The organism is Pseudomonas agarici, from assembly GCF_900109755.1.
Classification (GTDB): domain Bacteria; phylum Pseudomonadota; class Gammaproteobacteria; order Pseudomonadales; family Pseudomonadaceae; genus Aquipseudomonas; species Aquipseudomonas agarici.
The window spans coordinates 120,025-138,002 of the sequence record NZ_FOAR01000014.1; the positions used below are offsets into that span (position 1 = coordinate 120,025).

Genomic DNA, 17,978 nt, shown 5'->3' on the forward strand with positions numbered 1-17,978 from the left:
GCGTCCGGCTTATAGTGCATGTCGCGCCAATCCAGCCCAACCGCAGGATCACAGTTTGACCAACGCCAACCCGCCATCGCCCGTGTGCGCACCCCCTCATGTGGTCGGTACGCCCTTACTCGGCACAATCAAAGGCATACTGGCGATACCGGTGCTGTTCCTGCTCGCCCTGCTGTTCTGGCAACTGATCGATCAATTCCAGCAAACCCGCCAGATGCAGCGCCAGTACAGCATCGACTATAGCGCTGAGCAGGCCGATCACTTCAGTATGAAGATGAAGCTCAATGCGCAGATTGCGGCCAACCTGTTGCCGATCTTCGAGCCGCCCAAGACTCGCGAGCAGCAACAGCAACTACTGGGCAAACTGCGCCTGTCCCTGCCGGATATCCAGAGTATTGCGCGGCTCGACGCCAAGGGCAGCCTCATCGGCGACAGCGCCGTCGACAGCCAGGATACCGGCTACCTCGCCGAGCTGGTCCGGCGCGGCACCCGCTCCCAGGTCTATTACTTCAGCAATGACAACGACGGCGCGCGGGTGTACCTGCTGCTGCACCAGGCCAGCGGCGAGACCAACGGCTACTGGGCATTGCGCCTGTCGCCAAGGCTGTTCCAGGACCTCGCCCATCAGACCGAGCAAAAACTTCGACCCACCTGGATTATCGAGAACCGCCGGAATCATCGCGTCATCAGCCGCGATAACGACATCATCCCACAGCCTTCGGTGCTACAACCGGATGACGAAGCCAACAGCGTACTCATCGTCCCGCTGTCCAACAGCGACTGGCAGTTGCGTGGCCTGCTCGACCAGCGCCAGGTACTCAAGGAACTGCTCCCTGCGTTGATCGGCAAGTGCCTGCTGGGACTAGGACTGTCAATGCTGCCGGTGCTGGCACTGATCAATAGGCGCCGCCGCCAGCGCCTGGTACATGAAGGACAGCGGCGCTACCAGGATATGTTCGAAGGCACCGGCGTGGCACTTTGCGTCCTCGACCTGTCAGAGTTGCCGGCGTTTCTCGAAAGCCACCGCCTGACCGACAGTGAAAGCCTCAAGCGTTGGATCGTTCAGGATCCCGAACACCGGCGCTTGCTGCTGGAAGCATTGCGCATCACCGAGATTAACCGGGTGGCGCTGCGCCTGCTCAGTGTCGACTCTCGCGAGACCGCCTGGAGTTGTCTGATCGACGGTCGCCCAATGCAGATCAGCGGTATCGGCTACCCACTGGTGGAAGCGCTGATCAACCGCCAGAGCCAATTGGAACTGGAGATCAAGCTCACCGACGCCCACGGCCAGGACCAGCACCTCTGGCTGGTCCTGCGTCTGCCGCAAGACCCTCGCGACTACCCGACGGTCATCCTCAGCATCACCGATATCACCAGCCGCAAGCTGATCGAACTCTCGTTGCTGGAGCGCGAGGGGTTCTGGTCGGATGTCGTGCGTACCGTGCCGGATCACCTCTACGTGCAGGACGTGATGAGCCAGCGGATGATCTTCAGCAACCACCATCTGGGCCAGACGCTCGGCTACAACAAGAGTGAACTGCAGCAGATGGGCGAGTACTTCTGGGAGATTCTGTTGCATCCCGAAGACGCCGAACACTATCACCGCCTGCGCCATCAGGAGCGCCATGGCGGGTACAGTCAACTGCTGCACTGCCAGTTGCGCTTTCGCCATCGCGATAACAAATGGCGGCGCTTCGAGATCCGCGAGCAGGCCCTGGCCCGGGACCAGTATGATCAGGTCACGCGGATCATTGGCGTGGCCAAGGACATCACCGACCAGATCGAGGCCAGCGAATCCCTGCGCGACAGCGAACAGCGCTACCGGATGCTCGCCGAAAGCATCAGCGATGTGATTTTCTCCACTGACAGTGAGCTGCGCCTGAACTATGTCAGCCCGTCGGTGCAGGCCGTGCTCGGTTATGAAGTCGACTGGGTCCTCCAGAACGGCTGGCACTCGACCATCGCCAACCCGCTGCAACTGACCGGTATCTACCAGTTGATGGAACGTGTCAGCAAGGCTCTGGACAAACCCGACCAACTGGCCGAGCTGCGCAGCCAAGTGCAGACTCAACTGTTTCTGTTCGATTGCCTGCGGGCCGATGGACGCAAGATCCCGGTTGAACTGCGCCAGGTGCTGATCTGGGACGAACAGGGGGCCTTCGAAGGCATTCTGGGCGTCGGTCGCGATATCAGCCAGCAGCGTAGCGCGGAAAAAGACCTGCGCATGGCCGCCACGGTTTTCGAGCACTCGACCTCGGCGATCCTGATTACCGACCCGGCCGGCTATATCGTCCAGGCCAACGAAGCCTTCAGCCGCGTCAGCGGTTATGCTGTCTCCGATGTCCTTGACCAGTTACCTAACATGCTCACGGTCGACGACCAGCAGCAAGCCCACCTGCGCTATGTGCTCAAGCAACTGCAACAGCACAACACGTGGGAAGGTGAAGTCTGGCTCAAGCGGCGCAACGGCGAGCATTATCCGGCCTGGGTGGGCATCACCGCCGTGGTCGATGACGAAGGCGACCTCGCCAGTTATGTGTGCTTCTTCAGTGATATCAGTGAGCGCAAGGCCAGCGAACAGCGGATCCATCGCCTCGCCTACTACGACGCCCTGACTCACTTGCCCAACCGCACACTGTTCCAGGACCGCCTGCACACCGCACTGCAACAGGCTGAACGGCAAAAGTCCTGGGTGGTGCTGATGTTCCTCGACCTCGACCGGTTTAAGCCGATCAACGATTCCCTGGGCCACGCCGCCGGCGACCGCATGCTCAAGGAAATGGCCTCGCGTTTGCTGGCGTGCGTCACCGAAGATGACACCGTGGCCCGCATGGGCGGCGACGAGTTCACCTTGCTGCTGCAACCACGGACCACTCGCGAAATGGCCTTGAACCGGGCGATTAACGTCGCCGAGCAGATCCTCTCAAGCCTGGTGACGCCCTTTGTGCTCGAAGGACGAGAGTTCTTCGTCACCGCCAGTATCGGCATCGCCTTGAGCCCACAGGACGGCTTCGAGCTCAGCCAACTGATGAAAAACGCCGATACCGCGATGTACTACGCCAAGGAGCGCGGTAAGAACAACTTCCAGTTCTACCAGGCCGACATGAACGCCAGCGCCCTGGAACGCCTGGAATTGGAAAGCGACCTGCGCCACGCCCTGGAACAGAATGAATTCGTGCTTTACTACCAACCACAGTTCAGCGGCGACGGCAAGCGCCTGACTGGCGCCGAAGCGTTGCTGCGCTGGCGCCATCCACGACGCGGACTGGTGCCGCCGGGCGACTTTATCCCAGTGCTCGAAGAACTTGGGCTGGTGGTGGATGTCGGTGACTGGGTGCTGTCCGAGGCCTGCCGCCAGCTCAAAACCTGGCACCAGAACAAGGTTCGGGTACCGAAGGTGTCGGTAAATATCTCCGCGCGGCAGTTCTCCGACGGACAGTTGGGGACGCGGATCGCCACCATTCTGCGGGACACCGGTTTGTCACCGGCCTGCCTGGAGCTGGAGCTGACCGAAAGTATCCTGATGCGCGAAGTCAGCGAAGCGATGCTGATCCTCGCCGGCCTGAAAAATCTCGGCCTGAGCATTGCCGTGGACGACTTCGGCACCGGCTACTCGTCGCTCAACTACCTCAAGCAGTTCCCCATCGACGTGTTGAAGATCGACCGCACCTTCGTCGACGGCTTACCGTCGGGCGAGCAGGATGCCCAAATAGCCCGTGCGATCATCGCTATGGCCCACAGTCTGAACCTGGCGGTGATCGCCGAAGGCGTGGAAACCCACGAGCAACTGGATTTTCTGCGCGAGCACGGTTGCGATGAAGTGCAGGGCTACCTGTTCGGCCGGCCAATGGCCGCCAATCGATTCGAGGCACAGTTCAGCAATGATGCGCTGTTCATGTTCGACTGACCTCGTGACGAGCGGCTCGGTCAGGACGCCGCACCCGCAGCAGCCGTAAAACCGCGCCATTTTCCCCCGCGGGCCCACCCCGCGCCCTGACTTCGCTGCGAGCCAAACGTAGCGTGAACGCCGCTTATCCGCGACGTGATGCCCTTTCATATGCCAGACAAAACCCATTGGGTTAGAATGCCTTCCTTTTCTGCCCCGATCCTTGAGGACCGCCATGTTCAGCCGTGATTTGACTATTGCCAAGTACGACGCCGATCTCTTTGCCGCCATGGAGCAAGAAGCTCAGCGCCAGGAAGAGCACATCGAGCTGATCGCCTCGGAAAACTACACCAGCCCAGCAGTGATGCAAGCCCAGGGCTCCGTTCTGACCAACAAGTACGCCGAGGGCTATCCGGGCAAGCGTTACTACGGCGGCTGCGAGTACGTCGACGTGGTCGAGCAGCTTGCAATCGACCGCGCCAAGGAACTGTTCGGTGCCGATTACGCCAACGTCCAGCCACACGCCGGCTCCCAGGCCAACGCCGCCGTCTACCTGGCCCTGCTGCAAGGCGGCGACACTATCCTGGGCATGAGCCTGGCCCATGGCGGTCACCTGACCCACGGCGCCAGTGTTTCCTCCTCCGGCAAGCTGTACAACGCCGTGCAGTACGGCATCGACGCCAACGGCCTGATCGACTACGACGAAGTCGAGCGCCTGGCGGTCGAGCACAAGCCGAAAATGATCGTGGCCGGTTTCTCCGCCTACTCGCAGATCCTCGATTTCCCGCGCTTTCGCGCCATTGCTGACAAGGTCGGCGCCTATCTGTTCGTCGACATGGCCCACGTGGCCGGTCTGGTCGCCGCTGGCGTCTACCCGAATCCGGTGCCGTTCGCCGATGTCGTCACCACCACCACCCACAAGACCCTGCGCGGTCCACGTGGTGGCCTGATCCTGGCTCGCGCCAACGCCGAGATCGAGAAGAAACTCAACTCCGCAGTATTCCCAGGCGCCCAGGGCGGCCCGCTGGAGCATGTCATCGCCGCCAAGGCGATCTGTTTCAAGGAAGCCCTGCAGCCTGAGTTCAAGGCCTACCAGGAGCAGGTGGTGAAGAACGCCCAGGTCATGGCCGAGGTGTTCATCGAACGCGGTTTCGACGTGGTTTCCGGGGGCACCAAGAACCACCTGTTCCTGCTGTCGCTGATCAAGCAGGACATCTCCGGTAAAGACGCCGACGCGGCGCTGGGCAAAGCCTTCATCACCGTGAACAAGAACTCGGTGCCAAACGACCCACGCTCCCCGTTCGTCACCTCCGGGCTGCGCTTCGGCACTCCGGCGGTCACCACCCGTGGCTTCAAGGAAAGCGAGTGCCGCGAGCTGGCCGGCTGGATCTGCGACATCCTGGCCGACCTGAATAACGAAGCGGTGATCGAGGCCGTTCGCGAGAAGGTCAAGGCTATCTGCCAGAAGCTGCCGGTCTACGGCGCCTGATAGCCGCTCACCGAAGGCGCACCTGGCCATCGATGCCCCGACTTGTCGGGGCATTTGCGTTTTAGGTATGTGCAAAAACCAATGACCGGCCAAGCTCTTTACAACATGCCCATCGGGTTTCGCACACAAAGACGGAAGCGCCTTTCTGCCCCTGGCAGCTTTCGCTAATAGGGTTATCGACGTACACAGGACATGCTGAGCACTCATTCACAACGAGGTTTCAACCATGATCCAAGCCATTATCCGAGGCACGGCACTGGCTGTATTGTGCATTTTGCCGTGCACCGCCGTGTATGCGGATACCACCACGGATAACGAACACCACTGCGTGGCCCTTACGCCATCGCCCCAGGCACCGCAAGGCGTTGAGGTCATCTATGAACGAATTTCCGCGTCCAGTGCGCAGGCTGCCGAGGTGAAAATGGCGCGCAAGCACCTGCAGGCCGAAACCGTTCGCTGCTTCTAGGCTCTGCAAGAAATGCCTCTACGCTCGCTCGGGCGGCGTTGACAGCCAGCTCGCCCAGATCATTACCCCGTCAACCGCCGGTCAGTCGCGCAAATCCTTCGCGGATCTTCTGCTCCGGCAACTCGTCGGCAATGAACACGATCACACTTTCCCGCGCCGCGCCCTCTTCCCATTCGGTGTCCCAGTCAAAGCCGTAGAGCTTGAGTACCCCCTGGAACACCAGGCGGCGCGGTTCACCGGCGATATTCAAGACGCCCTTGTAGCGTAATAGCTGTTTGCCATGATCTTCCAACAGCTCGTTCATGAACTCACTGAGCCGGTCGATATCCAGCGGCCGATCGGTGCGCAGCACCAGGCTGGAAATGCGATCGATGGAGGACGCCGTGCCGACCGGGCGCAAACTCAAGCCGCCGCCCAGGTCGGCATTGAGATTGAAGCCGCGCACATCCAACAGTTGCGCCAGATCGATAGCGCCATGCTCGACGATACGGATCGGTGCCCGCCGGTTGATTCGTGTCAGGCGCTCGCTCAACGCGTTGAAGGTTGCCTCGTCCACCAGATCGCGTTTGCTCACCAACAGGCGGTCGGCAAAACCGATCTGCGCCTGGGCGATGGTCTGGCTCAGGTGGTGCTCGGCGTGGGCCGCGTCCACCAGCGTGATGATGCCATCGAGGATATAGCGCTCACGTAGTTCCTCGTCGATAAAAAAGGTCTGGGCCACGGGCGCCGGATCGGCCAGCCCGGTGCATTCGATCACCAGCCGATCAAAGACGATTTCACCGCTGTCCAGACGTTCGAGCAACAGATACAGGGCCTTGGTCAAGTCAGTGTGAATGGTGCAACAGACGCAGCCATTGGCCAGGGTCATTACCTGCACCGGCTCGACGCCCAGTAACTGGGTGTCGATACCGGCGTCGCTGAATTCGTTCTCGATCACGGCGATTTTCAGGCCGTGCTCGGCCTTGAGCAGATAGCGCAGCAACGTAGTCTTGCCGGCACCGAGAAAGCCACTGAGGACAGTGACGGGGATAGGGACTGACAAAAGAACATCTCCCATGCGCTAAAAAAATGTGGGAGCCCGGTTAGCCGGCTCCCACAGTGACGATGTTCAACCTTGAAGATCCCAGTACGCCCTCAGGAGAGCGCCCGCTGAATCAACAACACTTCGGTCCGCCCTTACCGCCATAACGGGCTTCCTGACGCTCCCGGAAGAATACCTCGTAGCTCATGATGGGCTTATCCGGGTGCTTGCCCTGCATGTGCTCGACGTAGGTGTCGTAATCGGGCATGCCGACCATCAGGCGCGCAGCCTGACCGAGGTATTTACCGAGGCGGCTCAGGTCATTGAACATCGCAGTATTCCTCCATCAGGCTTCAGGCAGGGCCTGGAACGGTGTTTCCTTGTCCGTGCGTGCCTTGTTGCCCCAGGCCGCGACACCGACCTTGAGCGCGTAGAACAGAATGCTGAAGACCACGAACAAGAACAGCGCCGTCAGCGTCGCGTTGGTGTAGGCGTTGAAGATTACGTGCTGCATCTGCGTGATGTCCTTGGCCGGGGCAATCACCTGCCCGGCCTCCAGCGCGACACTGTATTTCTTCGCCAGCGCCAGGAAGCCGATGGCCGGGCTCGGATCGAACAGTTTGATAAAGCCCGCAGCCGTGGTACAGATCAACAACCAGACCGCCGGCAGCAAAGTCACCCAGACGTAGCGCTGGCGCTTCATCTTGATCAGCACGACGGTACCGAGCATCAAGGCGATACCGGCCAGCATCTGATTGGAGATACCGAACAGCGGCCACAAGGTGTTGATGCCTCCCAACGGATCGATCACGCCCTGGTACAGCAGGTAACCCCAGAGTGCGACGCAGCCGCCGGTAGCGATCACGTTAGCGGTCCAGGACTCGGTGCGTTTGAGCGACGGCACGAAAGAACCGAGCAGATCCTGCAACATGAAGCGCCCGGCACGGGTGCCCGCATCGACGGCTGTCAGGATAAACAGCGCTTCGAACAGGATCGCAAAGTGATACCAGAACGCCATGGTGTTTTCACCCGGCAGCACATGGTGGAGGATCTGCGCGATACCCACCGCCAGGGTCGGTGCGCCACCGGCACGGGCCAGGACGGTGGTTTCGCCGATGTCCTTGGCCACTGCCTGGAGCGCCTCCGGAGTAATCGCGAAGCCCCAACTGCTGACGGTCTGCGCCACGGCCACCACATCGCCGCCGACAATCGCCGCCGGACTGTTCATGGCGAAGTACACGCCCGGCTCGATCACCGAAGCGGCGACCATCGCCATGATTGCCACGAAGGACTCCATTAACATGCCGCCGTAGCCGATGTAGCGGGCGTTGGTTTCGTTATCCAGCAACTTGGGCGTGGTCCCGGATGAGATCAGCGCATGAAAACCGGACACCGCGCCACAGGCAATGGTGATGAACAGGAACGGAAACAGTCCGCCTTTCCAGACCGGCCCGGTGCCGTCGGTGAACTGGGTCAGCGCGGGCATTTTCAGCTCGGGCATGGTGATCAGGATGCCGATCGCCAGGGCGACGATGGTACCGATCTTGAGGAACGTCGACAGGTAGTCCCGTGGTGCCAGGATCAGCCACACCGGCAGCACTGCGGCGACGAAGCCGTAGCCGATCAACATCCAAGTGATCTGAATGCCCGTGAAGCTGAAGGCCTTGGCCCAGACCGGATCCGCCGCGATCTGACCTCCCAACCAGATCGAGCCAAGCAGCAGGACCACGCCGATGAGGGAGATTTCCCCGATACGACCCGGCCGGATGTATCGCATGTAGATGCCCATGAACATGGCGATCGGGAGGGTCGCCATGACGGTGAAGATTCCCCATGGGCTCTCGGCCAGGGCCTTGACCACGATCAGCGCCAGCACCGCGAGGATGATGATCATGATCAGGAAGCAGCCGAACAAGGCAATGACCCCAGGAATGCGACCCATTTCCTCACGCACCATCTCGCCCAGCGAGCGACCGTCGCGCCGGGTCGACAGGAACAGCACCATGAAGTCCTGGACCGCACCGGCCAGCACCACCCCGGCAATCAACCAGAGCGTGCCGGGCAGGTAGCCCATCTGCGCCGCCAGCACCGGGCCGACGAGCGGGCCCGCACCGGCAATCGCCGCGAAGTGGTGACCGAACAGAATGTGTTTGTTGGTCGGTACATAGTCCAGACCATCGTTATTCAGCACCGCCGGGGTCGCTCGATTGCCATCGAGCTGCATGACATTGTTGGCGATGAACAGACTGTAATAACGATAAGCAACCAGATAGATTGCCACGGCGGCGACCACGATCCACAAGGCGTTGATCGCCTCGCCACGGCGCAAGGCCACCACGCCCAAGGCGCATGCTCCCACGATGGCCAGCACCAACCAGGGTACATGGCGAAAAGGGCTACTATTATTTTTCATTTTTTTATTCCAGCCAGATGGACAGAAAAACAGCCACCCTGAGTTTAACGCCAAAGCGGCCAATGGCTATACCCGACATTGGTATAGAGTGATCTTTTATTGTCGTCGGATACATCAACCTGTCATCACGACCCTGGCAGAACCATGCAGCGTCAGCCCAGGCACTTGCCTGGCCCGGCAGGCGGTCCGCAGGCGGTCTATAGTCAGCGAATCGGCACAGAGACCAGAACATGACCGACCACCCGATCAATCGCCGCCGTTTCAAGCGCATCGCCTTCGATGCCGTCACCACCCTCGGCCAGGGGGCCACGATCTGGTCGGCACCACTGGTGGACCTTTCACTCAAGGGTTTGCTGGTCCACCGACCGGGCAACTGGCATGACGGCACACGCGGTGTCTTCTTAGTCGACATTCGCCTGGCGGAACACGCCCATGTCGAAATGGATGCCGAGCTGGTCCATGAGGATCATGGCCAGTTGGGTTTCAAATGGCTGCATATCGACCTGGAATCGATCCAACACCTGCGCCGCCTGATCCAGTTGAACCTGGGGGACGAAGCGCAGATGGAGCGGGAGCTGGACGCCCTGTTCGACGATTGAGCGACTCGACGGCACCAGCCAAAGCCCTCCATTGCATTATTCGAACAATGCATCCAACGCCTGTTCCAGGCGCGTGACGGCAATGACTTTCAGCCCCGGCGGCGCCTCTTTCGGCGCATTGCCCTGGGGCACGATAGCGCGCTTGAAACCGTGCTTGGCCGCTTCCTTGAGCCGCTCCTGGCCACTGGGCACCGGACGCACCTCGCCGGACAGGCCGACCTCGCCGAACACCAGCAAATCATGGGGCAGCGGTCGATTGCGCAAGCTGGACATCACCGCCGCCATCAGCGCCAGGTCGGAGGCGGTCTCCAACACTTTCACGCCACCGACGACGTTGAGAAATACATCCTGGTCATGGGTAGGAATACCACCATGGCGGTGCAGCACCGCCAACAGCATCGCCAGGCGATTCTGGTCCAGCCCGAGGGTCACTCGCCGAGGGTTGGCCATATGGCTGTCGTCGACCAGGGCCTGGACCTCCACCAACATTGGCCGGGTACCTTCCCAGGTGGCCATGACCACACTGCCAGGCACTTCCTCCTGGGCTCGGGTGAGAAAAATCGCCGACGGATTGGAGACCTCCTTCAGTCCCCGGTCGGTCATGCCGAATACTCCCAACTCGTTCACTGCGCCGAAACGATTTTTTACCGCCCGCAGCAGACGCAGGCGACCGTCGGACTCACCTTCGAAGTACAGCACGGTATCGACCATATGTTCGAGTACGCGCGGCCCCGCCAGGGCGCCCTCCTTGGTCACGTGCCCGACCAGGAAGATCGCCGTGCCGCTCTGCTTGGCGTAACGCACCAGCAAGGCCGCACTTTCGCGCACCTGGGACACTCCGCCCGGTGCCGATTGCAGTTGCTCGGTGAAAATCGTCTGGATCGAGTCGATCACCATGACTTTAGGTTTTTCCACCCGAGCGGTAGCGATGATGGTTTCGATACAGGTTTCGGTCATCACCCGTAGTTGATCCTGGGGCAGCCCCAAGCGACGCGCGCGCATCGCCACCTGTTGCTGCGACTCTTCGCCGGTGACGTACAGCGCCGGCATGCGCGTAGCGAGGTTGCACAGGGTCTGCAAGAGGATGGTCGACTTGCCGATGCCGGGATCGCCACCGATCAACACCACTGAGCCCTCCACCAGGCCGCCGCCGAGCACGCGATCCAGTTCACCGGAGGCGGTGGAGAAACGTGGCATCTCCTCGACGCTGACCTGCGCCAACGTCTTGATCTGCGCCTGCTGCCCGGCCCAACCGGTGCGGCCGCTGGGCGCCGCCGCGCCACCGCTTTCCACCAGGGTTTCGCTCAGGGTATTCCAGGCACCACATTCGCCGCACTGGCCCGCCCACTTGGGAAAGGTCGCGCCGCACTCGGTACAGCCGTACATGCGCTTGGCCTTGGCCATCTCAACCCCCATGGAAAAACCGCGATGATAGCTCAGCCAGGAACGATTGGTTATATGACTGTCATCACGGCCTTGCACGTCAAGGATGGATGGCACTTTGCAAACTTATCGCCGCACAGTGGGTCGATTAAGGCGGGCGCGGGCAACCTGAGTATCGAGCAAGATACTCGCGGCTGAATTACACTGCGCCCACTCAACTCATCTGTAACAAGGAGTAACCAATGGGCGTGTTAAGTGAGTTCAAGGCCTTTGCAGTCAAAGGCAATGTGGTAGACATGGCCGTCGGCATCATCATCGGTGCGGCCTTCGGCAAGATCGTGTCGTCGTTTGTCGGCGACGTGGTAATGCCGCCGATCGGCTTACTCATTGGTGGAGTGGACTTCAGTGCCCTGGCGATCACCTTGAAGGCCGCTGACGGTAACGTGCCTGCGGTAGTCCTGGCCTATGGCAAGTTTATCCAGACCTGCATCGACTTCATCATCGTGGCGCTGGCCATCTTCATGGGCGTCAAGGCGATCAATCGCCTGAAACGCGAGGAAGCCGTGGCCCCGAGCCTTCCACCGGTACCGACTGAGGAGCAAAAGTTGCTGGAAGAGATCCGCGATCTGCTCAAGGCCCAAAACAACAGGCCTTGAATCACAGCTTGTAACTAAACGGCGCCCGCGAGGCGTCGTTTTTCTACCAGTAGTTTTCAACCGCAACCTGGCCAGGACGACGGCTCAGGCTCAATTGCATACCTCGCTGCTTCAGCACCTGGCGAACATCGTCGATCATCTGCGGGTTGCCGCAGATCATCACCCGCGAGTGTTCGGCGTCCAGGGCCACCCTGGCCGCGCGCTCCAGTTCACCGTTGTCGATCAATTGGGGAATCCGTCCTGGCAATACCCCGGACACCTCCTCGCGGGTGACGCAAGGGATAAAGTACAGCTTGTGAGTGTGCTCGGCCAGGTAGTCACGCTCGCCCAGACCGGCGATTAGCTCTCGATACGCCAGTTCGCGCTCATGGCGAACACTGTAGACCAGCAGGATCCGCTCGAATCGCTCCCAAACCTCGAAGTCCTGTAGGATCGAAAGAAACGGCGCCACGCCGGTACCCGTGGCCAGCAGCCAAAGATCACGCCCGTCGACGAATCGATCAAGGGTCAGATAACCCACGGCCTGGCGCTCGATCAGCACTGAATCGCCCACTTGCAGGCGACTCAACTCACTGGTGAACTCACCGCTCGGCACGACGATGGAAAAAAACTCGAGAAACTCGTCATGGGGCGAGGACACCATCGAGTACGCCCGCCACACCACGCTGCCATCTGCCTTGGTCACACCTAGCCGAGCAAATTGTCCGGCACGAAAACGAAACCCGACATCCCGCGTGGTACGCAGGGTAAACAAGCTGGAGGTCAGTGGGCGGACATCAAGCAGGGTCTGTCGGGTAAATTTTTCTGCGCTTGCGGTCATGGTGCGCTCCATCGAAAATGGAGTCCAGTGTCTCGCAAAGCCGACCCGAGAAACACCGATGTTTTGTAGTGATATAAGTTTTACCTTAAAACATGTACAACCCTACAAACAAAGTACAGCGCCCTGAAAAAACAAAAACTTATAAACATAAAACTTAAATTCACACTTTTTCACAAAACAAATTACACCGTTTAAAATACAAAATATATCAAAATGACATCTATCGTTTAACTCACCAAACGACACCTGACGCGATAACACCCTACCTTTAAAGACAATAAAAATATCATTAGCATATAAAAAATTCACACCGAAACCAGGAATTTTCCTACACTAGTTCTGGCACCTTCGGTTCAAGAGAACCGCATCAAGCGTCAGGGAAGGGAACCTCAATGGAGAACTGGCAGGATACTCAACTGCACCAGCTCATGAGTGAAAAAGAAGAACAGGCAGTCTTCAATGCAGTTTTCAATCTGGCAGGGCAAATACACTTTAGCTACGTATCATTCAGGGTCAGCACCTTATTAGGAGGCGTCCAACCGAATAGCTCATCTTTCAACAACTATCCAGCTGAATGGAATTCGTGTTATCAGCGCAGCAACTACATCGCGATTGATCCACTGATAGCTCACTGTCACAGCTCAGTGTTTCCCATACTCTGGGTGCCGGAAACCTTCAGAAATGCACCGGCATTCTGGCGCGACATGCAGGCTCATGGTCTCAACCATGGGTGGTCGCAGTCGGTACACGATGTTCGCGGCATCGTCAGCATCTTGAGCCTGGCCAGGACCTACGAGCCCATCACGTCCAGAGAGTTTTACTCGAAGACGGGTCATATCCTGTGGCTATGCAATTGGTTGCATTCGTACATGGCGGAAAAGCTGATCAGCTCTTGTCAGCCGCAAAGCTACCATCCGCTTTCACCTCGGGAAACCGAGATTCTGAAGTGGACCGCGGAAGGCAAGACCGCTGCCGAGATCGCCAATATCCTCAACCTGACGGCACGCACCGTAGGCTTTCACATGAGCACGATCATGAGAAAACTGGGGGTGAGCAATAAGGCATCGGCGGTATTACGCGCAGCCAAGTCGGGACTGCTGTACTGATTGACACGATCTCTCATCCGGCAGAAGGACCTGCCATTAACGCCCACACGGGCAATATCCTCCAAACCCACGTAAAATTGCTCGCTGGCGATATCACCGCCAGCCATGCTTACCCCAAGCGCCCGTTCAACACAGCCGCAAACTGCCCTCCAGAGCCTGTACTTCATGCCCCTGCTAGAAAGCCCGTTCGCCCAGCTCGATCTGATCCGCCAACCCGAACAGCAGAACGAACCGCTGCAAGCGTTCGACGCCGCCGATCAATACCTGCTCGATCATCTGGCCGGGCAAGCTGTCCCGCGCGATGCCCGAGTGCTGGTGCTCAATGACAGTTTCGGTGCGCTGGCCGCCAGCCTGGAGGGCCATGTTCAACTCACCAGCAGCGGCGATTCGTTCCTGGCGGCGCTAGGCCTGGAAAAAAACCTGGTGCGCAATGGCAAGGCCTTCGATGCCGTTCGCTATGTGCCGGCCAGCGGGAACCTGGCTGGCCCGTTCGACCGGGTGCTGATCCGGGTGCCCAAGACCCTGGCCTTACTGGAAGAACAACTGATTCGCCTGCAAGGCCAACTGGCGCCGGGCGCGCAGGTCGTGGCCGGGGCCATGGTCAAGCATTTGCCCAGGGCCGCAGGGGACCTGCTGGAGCGTTATATCGGCCCGGTACAAGCCTCATTGGCACTGAAGAAAGCGCGGTTGTTGATCGCGACCCCCGAAGCCAAGGCCACGTTCGCCTCACCCTACCCGACGCGCTACACCCTCGAACAACCCGCGGTCGAGCTGCTCAACCATGCCAACGTTTTCTGCCGCGAAGGACTGGATATCGGCACCCGCGCCTTCCTTCCCCATTTGCCCACCAACCTGGGCAATGCCCGGGTCGCCGATCTTGGCTGTGGCAACGGTGTGCTGGCCATCGCCAGCGCACTGCAGAACCCGCAAGCCCACTACACCCTGGTGGACGAGTCATTCATGGCCGTGCAGTCGGCGCGGGAAAACTGGCAGGCGATACTCGGTGAACGGGACGTGACTCTCCGCGCCGATGACGGTCTGGCCGGTCAGGCTGCGCAGTCACTGGATGTGGTGCTGTGCAACCCACCCTTCCACCAGCAGCAAGTCGTCGGCGACTTCCTCGCCTGGCGGATGTTCCGCCAAGCCCGTGAAGCGCTGGTGGTCGGTGGCGCACTGTATATCGTCGGCAATCGCCACCTGGGCTATCACAGCAGGCTGGCCTGCCTGTTCCGGGGCGTCGAGCAAGTGGCTGCGACGCCCAAATTCGTCATCCTCAAGGCCCGCAAGTAAGGGCGCTGAGCTATCGGCTTAGTGGGTCGTCAGCCCCGCCGCGTTCATGAACAGACGCATCAGGCTGGCGACCACGAACAACGCCAGCACACTGCCGGTCCAGATCATCGCCAGCCAGCCCAGGCGCTGCCAGAGCGGCTTCTTCTCGGCCTGTTGGATGTCGTGCAACGAATGTTTACCTGTCATATCGGGCGCCCTCGGCCTCAGAAAAACGGCGCCCCGAAGGACGCCATCGCCACTAGTGATAACCGTCCTCGTGGGTCACTTTGCCGCGGAACACGTAGTAGCTCCAGAAGGTGTAGCCCAGGATGAACGGGATGATGAACAGCGTTCCCACCAGCATGAAGCCTTGGCTTTGTGGCGGTGCGGCGGCATCCCAGATCGAGATCGACGGCGGCACGATATTCGGCCACAGGCTGATACCGAGGCCGCTGTAGCCGAGGAAAATCAACACCAGAGTCAGCAGGAACGGAGTGTAATGGGCATTGCGCGCCACCGCGCGAATCAGGCCATACAAGGTGACAAGCACCAGGATCGGCACCGGCAGGAACCAGAACAGGTTCGGCAGCGTGAACCAGCGCGCCGCGATCTCGGCATGTGCCAATGGCGTCCAGATACTGACGATACCGATCACCGCCAGCAAAACGAACGCCAACGGCCGTGCCAGATCATGCATCTGCTCCTGCAACTTACCTTCGGTCTTCATGATCAGCCAGGTACAGCCGAGCAATGCATAGGCCACCACCAGCGCCACGCCGCAGAACAGGGTAAACGGCGTCAGCCAGTCCAGTGAACCGCCGGCGAACTGCCGGTCGACCACCGTAATCCCGTCGATAAAAGCCCCCAGGGCCACGCCCTGGAAGAAGGTTGCCGCCAGTGAACCGCCAATGAAGGCCTTGTCCCAAATGTGCCGCTTGTCGTCCTTGGCCTTGAAGCGGAACTCGAAGGCCACGCCGCGAAAGATCAGCCCGATCAGCATGAATATCAGCGGCAGGTACAACGCCGATAGCACCACCGAATACGCCAGCGGGAAGGCGCCGAACAGCGCCGCGCCACCGAGTACCAGCCAGGTCTCGTTACCGTCCCAGACCGGTGCCACGGTGTTCATCATCACGTCACGGTCGCGATCGCCCTTGATAAAGGGAAAGAGAATGCCAATCCCCAGATCGAAGCCATCCATAACCACATACATCATGATGCCGAAGATGATGATCACGGCCCAGATCAGCGCAAGATCAATACCCATGATTCAGTTCCCCTTGTTCAGGTGGTCGCCATGATCGTTTTCACTGCCTTCATCGGCAGCAGAAAGCGGACGGGCCGGTGTGCGTCGCTGGCCGGGACCGCCGTGGCTCGGCTCGGCGCCTTCGTTGATCTTCGGCCCCTTACGGACCAGGCGCATCATGTAACCCAGACCCACGCCGAACAGTGAGAAATACACCACGACAAACAAGGCGAGTGTGATACTCATCTGCACAAAGCTATGCCCGGAGGAAGCATCTGCCGTGCGCATCAAGCCGTAGACCACCCAGGGTTGGCGGCCGATTTCCGTGGTGAACCAGCCCGCCAGGATCGCGATCAGACCCGAGGGGCCCATCCACATAGCCAGGTGCAGGAAGAGGCGGTTTTCGTAAAGGCGGTCACGCTTGCGCAACCACAAGCTCCACAGACCGGTGAAGATCATCAGGAAACCGAGGCCGACCATGATCCGGAACGACCAGAACACAATGGTCGAGTTCGGCCGGTCTTCTGGCGGGAACTCCTTAAGTGCCGGCACCTGTTTGTCCAGCGAATGGGTCAGAATCAGGCTGCCCAGATAGGGAATCTCCACGGCGAAGCGGGTTTTCTCAGCCTGCATGTCCGGCCAGCCGAAGAGAATCAACGGGGTCGGTTGGTTGCCGACATTCTCCCAGTGACCTTCGATGGCGGCAATTTTTGCCGGCTGGTGCTTGAGGGTATTAAGGCCATGGAAGTCGCCGATCACCGCCTGGATCGGCGCCACGATCAGCGCCATCCACATGGCCATCGACAGCATGGTGCGAATTGCCGGGTTGTCCCGGCCACGCAGCAGGTGCCAGGCCGCCGAGGAGCCGACGAAGAACGCTGTCGCGACAAACGCGGCCGTGGCCATATGCATCAGGCGGTAAGGGAAGGATGGGTTGAACACCACCGCCAGCCAATCCACCGGAATCACTCGACCATCGATGATTTCATAACCTTGGGGCGTCTGCATCCAACTGTTGGACGACAGGATCCAGAAGGTCGAGATCAGGGTGCCGATCGCCACCATCACGGTGGAGAAGAAGTGCAGGCCGCGGCCAACCTTGTTCCAGCCAAACAGCATGACGCCGAGGAAGCCGGCTTCGAGGAAGAACGCCGTCAGCACCTCATAAGTCAGCAAGGGTCCGGTGACTGCACCGGCGAAGTCGGAGAAGCGACTCCAGTTGGTCCCGAACTGGTAGGCCATGACCAAGCCGGAAACCACTCCCATGCCGAAGTTGACGGCAAAGATCTTCGACCAAAAATGATACAGATCGCGGTACGTATCGTTACGCGTCTTCAGCCACAGCCCTTCGAGCACCGCCAGGTAGCTCGCCAGGCCAATGGTGATGGCCGGGAACAGGATATGGAATGAAATGGTGAACGCGAACTGGATTCGGGCGAGATCAAGCGCCTCCAAACCGAACATAAGTCTTCCTCTCTCAGGTGATACTGGCTGCCGACCTGGAGGCCTGCATCCACTGCCCCCACGGATATGGAGTGTGGCGAATTGGAATTCGTTCTTTTAAACCATCGCGACGCAGGGAGTCGGATCAAGATCAGTGCCGTAAAGGGAATTGACTGAGATC

15 protein-coding genes are annotated in these 17,978 nt (G+C 59.6%); 7 read left to right on the top strand and 8 right to left on the bottom strand.

The window, feature by feature from the left end; all coding sequences use genetic code 11:
* The first annotated feature begins 55 nt into the window (after positions 1-55).
* The 3 genes from BMX68_RS14665 (at position 56) to BMX68_RS14675 (ending at position 5,841) form a co-directional block, all read left to right on the top strand.
* Positions 56-3,907: a bifunctional diguanylate cyclase/phosphodiesterase gene (locus BMX68_RS14665; RefSeq protein WP_051000647.1), complete on the top strand. Its 3,852-nt coding sequence runs from the start codon at positions 56-58 to the stop codon at positions 3,905-3,907.
* 214 nt (positions 3,908-4,121) lie between these two features.
* Positions 4,122-5,375 carry a serine hydroxymethyltransferase gene (gene glyA, locus BMX68_RS14670; protein ID WP_017132809.1) on the top strand — a complete coding sequence of 418 codons (1,254 nt, stop codon included), beginning with the start codon at positions 4,122-4,124 and terminating at the stop codon, positions 5,373-5,375.
* 226 nt (positions 5,376-5,601) lie between these two features.
* Positions 5,602-5,841: a hypothetical protein gene (locus BMX68_RS14675; protein ID WP_074862317.1), complete on the top strand. Its 240-nt coding sequence runs from the start codon at positions 5,602-5,604 to the stop codon at positions 5,839-5,841.
* A 70-nt stretch (positions 5,842-5,911) separates the two neighbouring features.
* On the opposite strand, the gene yjiA is transcribed toward BMX68_RS14675, so the two are convergent.
* The 3 genes from yjiA to BMX68_RS14690 all read right to left on the bottom strand — a co-directional run bounded on the left by yjiA (position 5,912) and on the right by BMX68_RS14690 (position 9,275).
* On the bottom strand, positions 5,912-6,898 hold the full coding sequence (gene yjiA / locus BMX68_RS14680) for a GTPase (RefSeq protein WP_167375441.1): 987 nt from the start codon (positions 6,896-6,898) through the stop codon (positions 5,912-5,914).
* A 97-nt stretch (positions 6,899-6,995) separates the two neighbouring features.
* The gene (locus tag BMX68_RS14685; RefSeq protein WP_017132806.1) at positions 6,996-7,193 is read right to left on the bottom strand and encodes a YbdD/YjiX family protein; all 198 of its coding nucleotides are present in this window, start codon (positions 7,191-7,193) and stop codon (positions 6,996-6,998) included.
* Positions 7,194-7,208: 15 nt separating this feature from the next.
* Positions 7,209-9,275: a carbon starvation CstA family protein gene (locus BMX68_RS14690; RefSeq protein WP_017132805.1), complete on the bottom strand. Its 2,067-nt coding sequence runs from the start codon at positions 9,273-9,275 to the stop codon at positions 7,209-7,211.
* A gap of 230 nt (positions 9,276-9,505) precedes the next feature.
* Between BMX68_RS14690 and BMX68_RS14695 the strand changes: the two genes are divergently transcribed.
* Positions 9,506-9,874, top strand: a complete 369-nt coding sequence (locus BMX68_RS14695) for a PilZ domain-containing protein (RefSeq protein ID WP_017132804.1) — start codon at positions 9,506-9,508, stop codon at positions 9,872-9,874.
* 36 nt (positions 9,875-9,910) lie between these two features.
* Here BMX68_RS14695 and radA read toward each other — a convergent pair whose 3' ends face one another.
* Positions 9,911-11,278, bottom strand: a complete 1,368-nt coding sequence (gene radA, locus BMX68_RS14700) for a DNA repair protein RadA (RefSeq protein ID WP_060783810.1) — start codon at positions 11,276-11,278, stop codon at positions 9,911-9,913.
* A gap of 221 nt (positions 11,279-11,499) precedes the next feature.
* Between radA and mscL the strand changes: the two genes are divergently transcribed.
* Positions 11,500-11,913 (top strand): large-conductance mechanosensitive channel protein MscL, encoded by a 414-nt coding sequence (mscL, locus tag BMX68_RS14705; protein WP_017132801.1) that lies wholly within the window; start codon positions 11,500-11,502, stop codon positions 11,911-11,913.
* 43 nt (positions 11,914-11,956) lie between these two features.
* Here the strand turns inward: mscL and BMX68_RS14710 are convergent, their stop codons facing one another.
* Complete coding sequence (locus tag BMX68_RS14710; RefSeq protein ID WP_074862320.1) at positions 11,957-12,733, bottom strand: ferredoxin--NADP reductase; 777 nt, start codon at positions 12,731-12,733, stop codon at positions 11,957-11,959.
* Positions 12,734-13,125: 392 nt separating this feature from the next.
* On the opposite strand from BMX68_RS14710, the gene BMX68_RS14715 reads away from it, so the two are divergent.
* Both BMX68_RS14715 and BMX68_RS14720 read left to right on the top strand, forming a co-directional pair.
* Positions 13,126-13,839 (top strand): autoinducer binding domain-containing protein, encoded by a 714-nt coding sequence (locus BMX68_RS14715; protein WP_017132799.1) that lies wholly within the window; start codon positions 13,126-13,128, stop codon positions 13,837-13,839.
* Between the two features lie 165 nt (positions 13,840-14,004).
* Positions 14,005-15,129: a methyltransferase gene (locus BMX68_RS14720; RefSeq protein WP_017132798.1), complete on the top strand. Its 1,125-nt coding sequence runs from the start codon at positions 14,005-14,007 to the stop codon at positions 15,127-15,129.
* Positions 15,130-15,147: 18 nt separating this feature from the next.
* Here the strand turns inward: BMX68_RS14720 and BMX68_RS14725 are convergent, their stop codons facing one another.
* Genes BMX68_RS14725 through BMX68_RS14735 form a run of 3 tightly spaced genes read right to left on the bottom strand, consistent with a single transcriptional unit; the run spans position 15,148 to position 17,818 of the window.
* Complete coding sequence (locus BMX68_RS14725; RefSeq protein WP_017132797.1) at positions 15,148-15,315, bottom strand: DUF2474 domain-containing protein; 168 nt, start codon at positions 15,313-15,315, stop codon at positions 15,148-15,150.
* 52 nt (positions 15,316-15,367) lie between these two features.
* On the bottom strand, positions 15,368-16,375 hold the full coding sequence (cydB, locus tag BMX68_RS14730) for a cytochrome d ubiquinol oxidase subunit II (protein ID WP_017132796.1): 1,008 nt from the start codon (positions 16,373-16,375) through the stop codon (positions 15,368-15,370).
* A gap of 3 nt (positions 16,376-16,378) precedes the next feature.
* The gene (locus tag BMX68_RS14735; protein ID WP_074862322.1) at positions 16,379-17,818 is read right to left on the bottom strand and encodes a cytochrome ubiquinol oxidase subunit I; all 1,440 of its coding nucleotides are present in this window, start codon (positions 17,816-17,818) and stop codon (positions 16,379-16,381) included.
* Between the last annotated feature and the right edge of the window lie 160 nt (positions 17,819-17,978).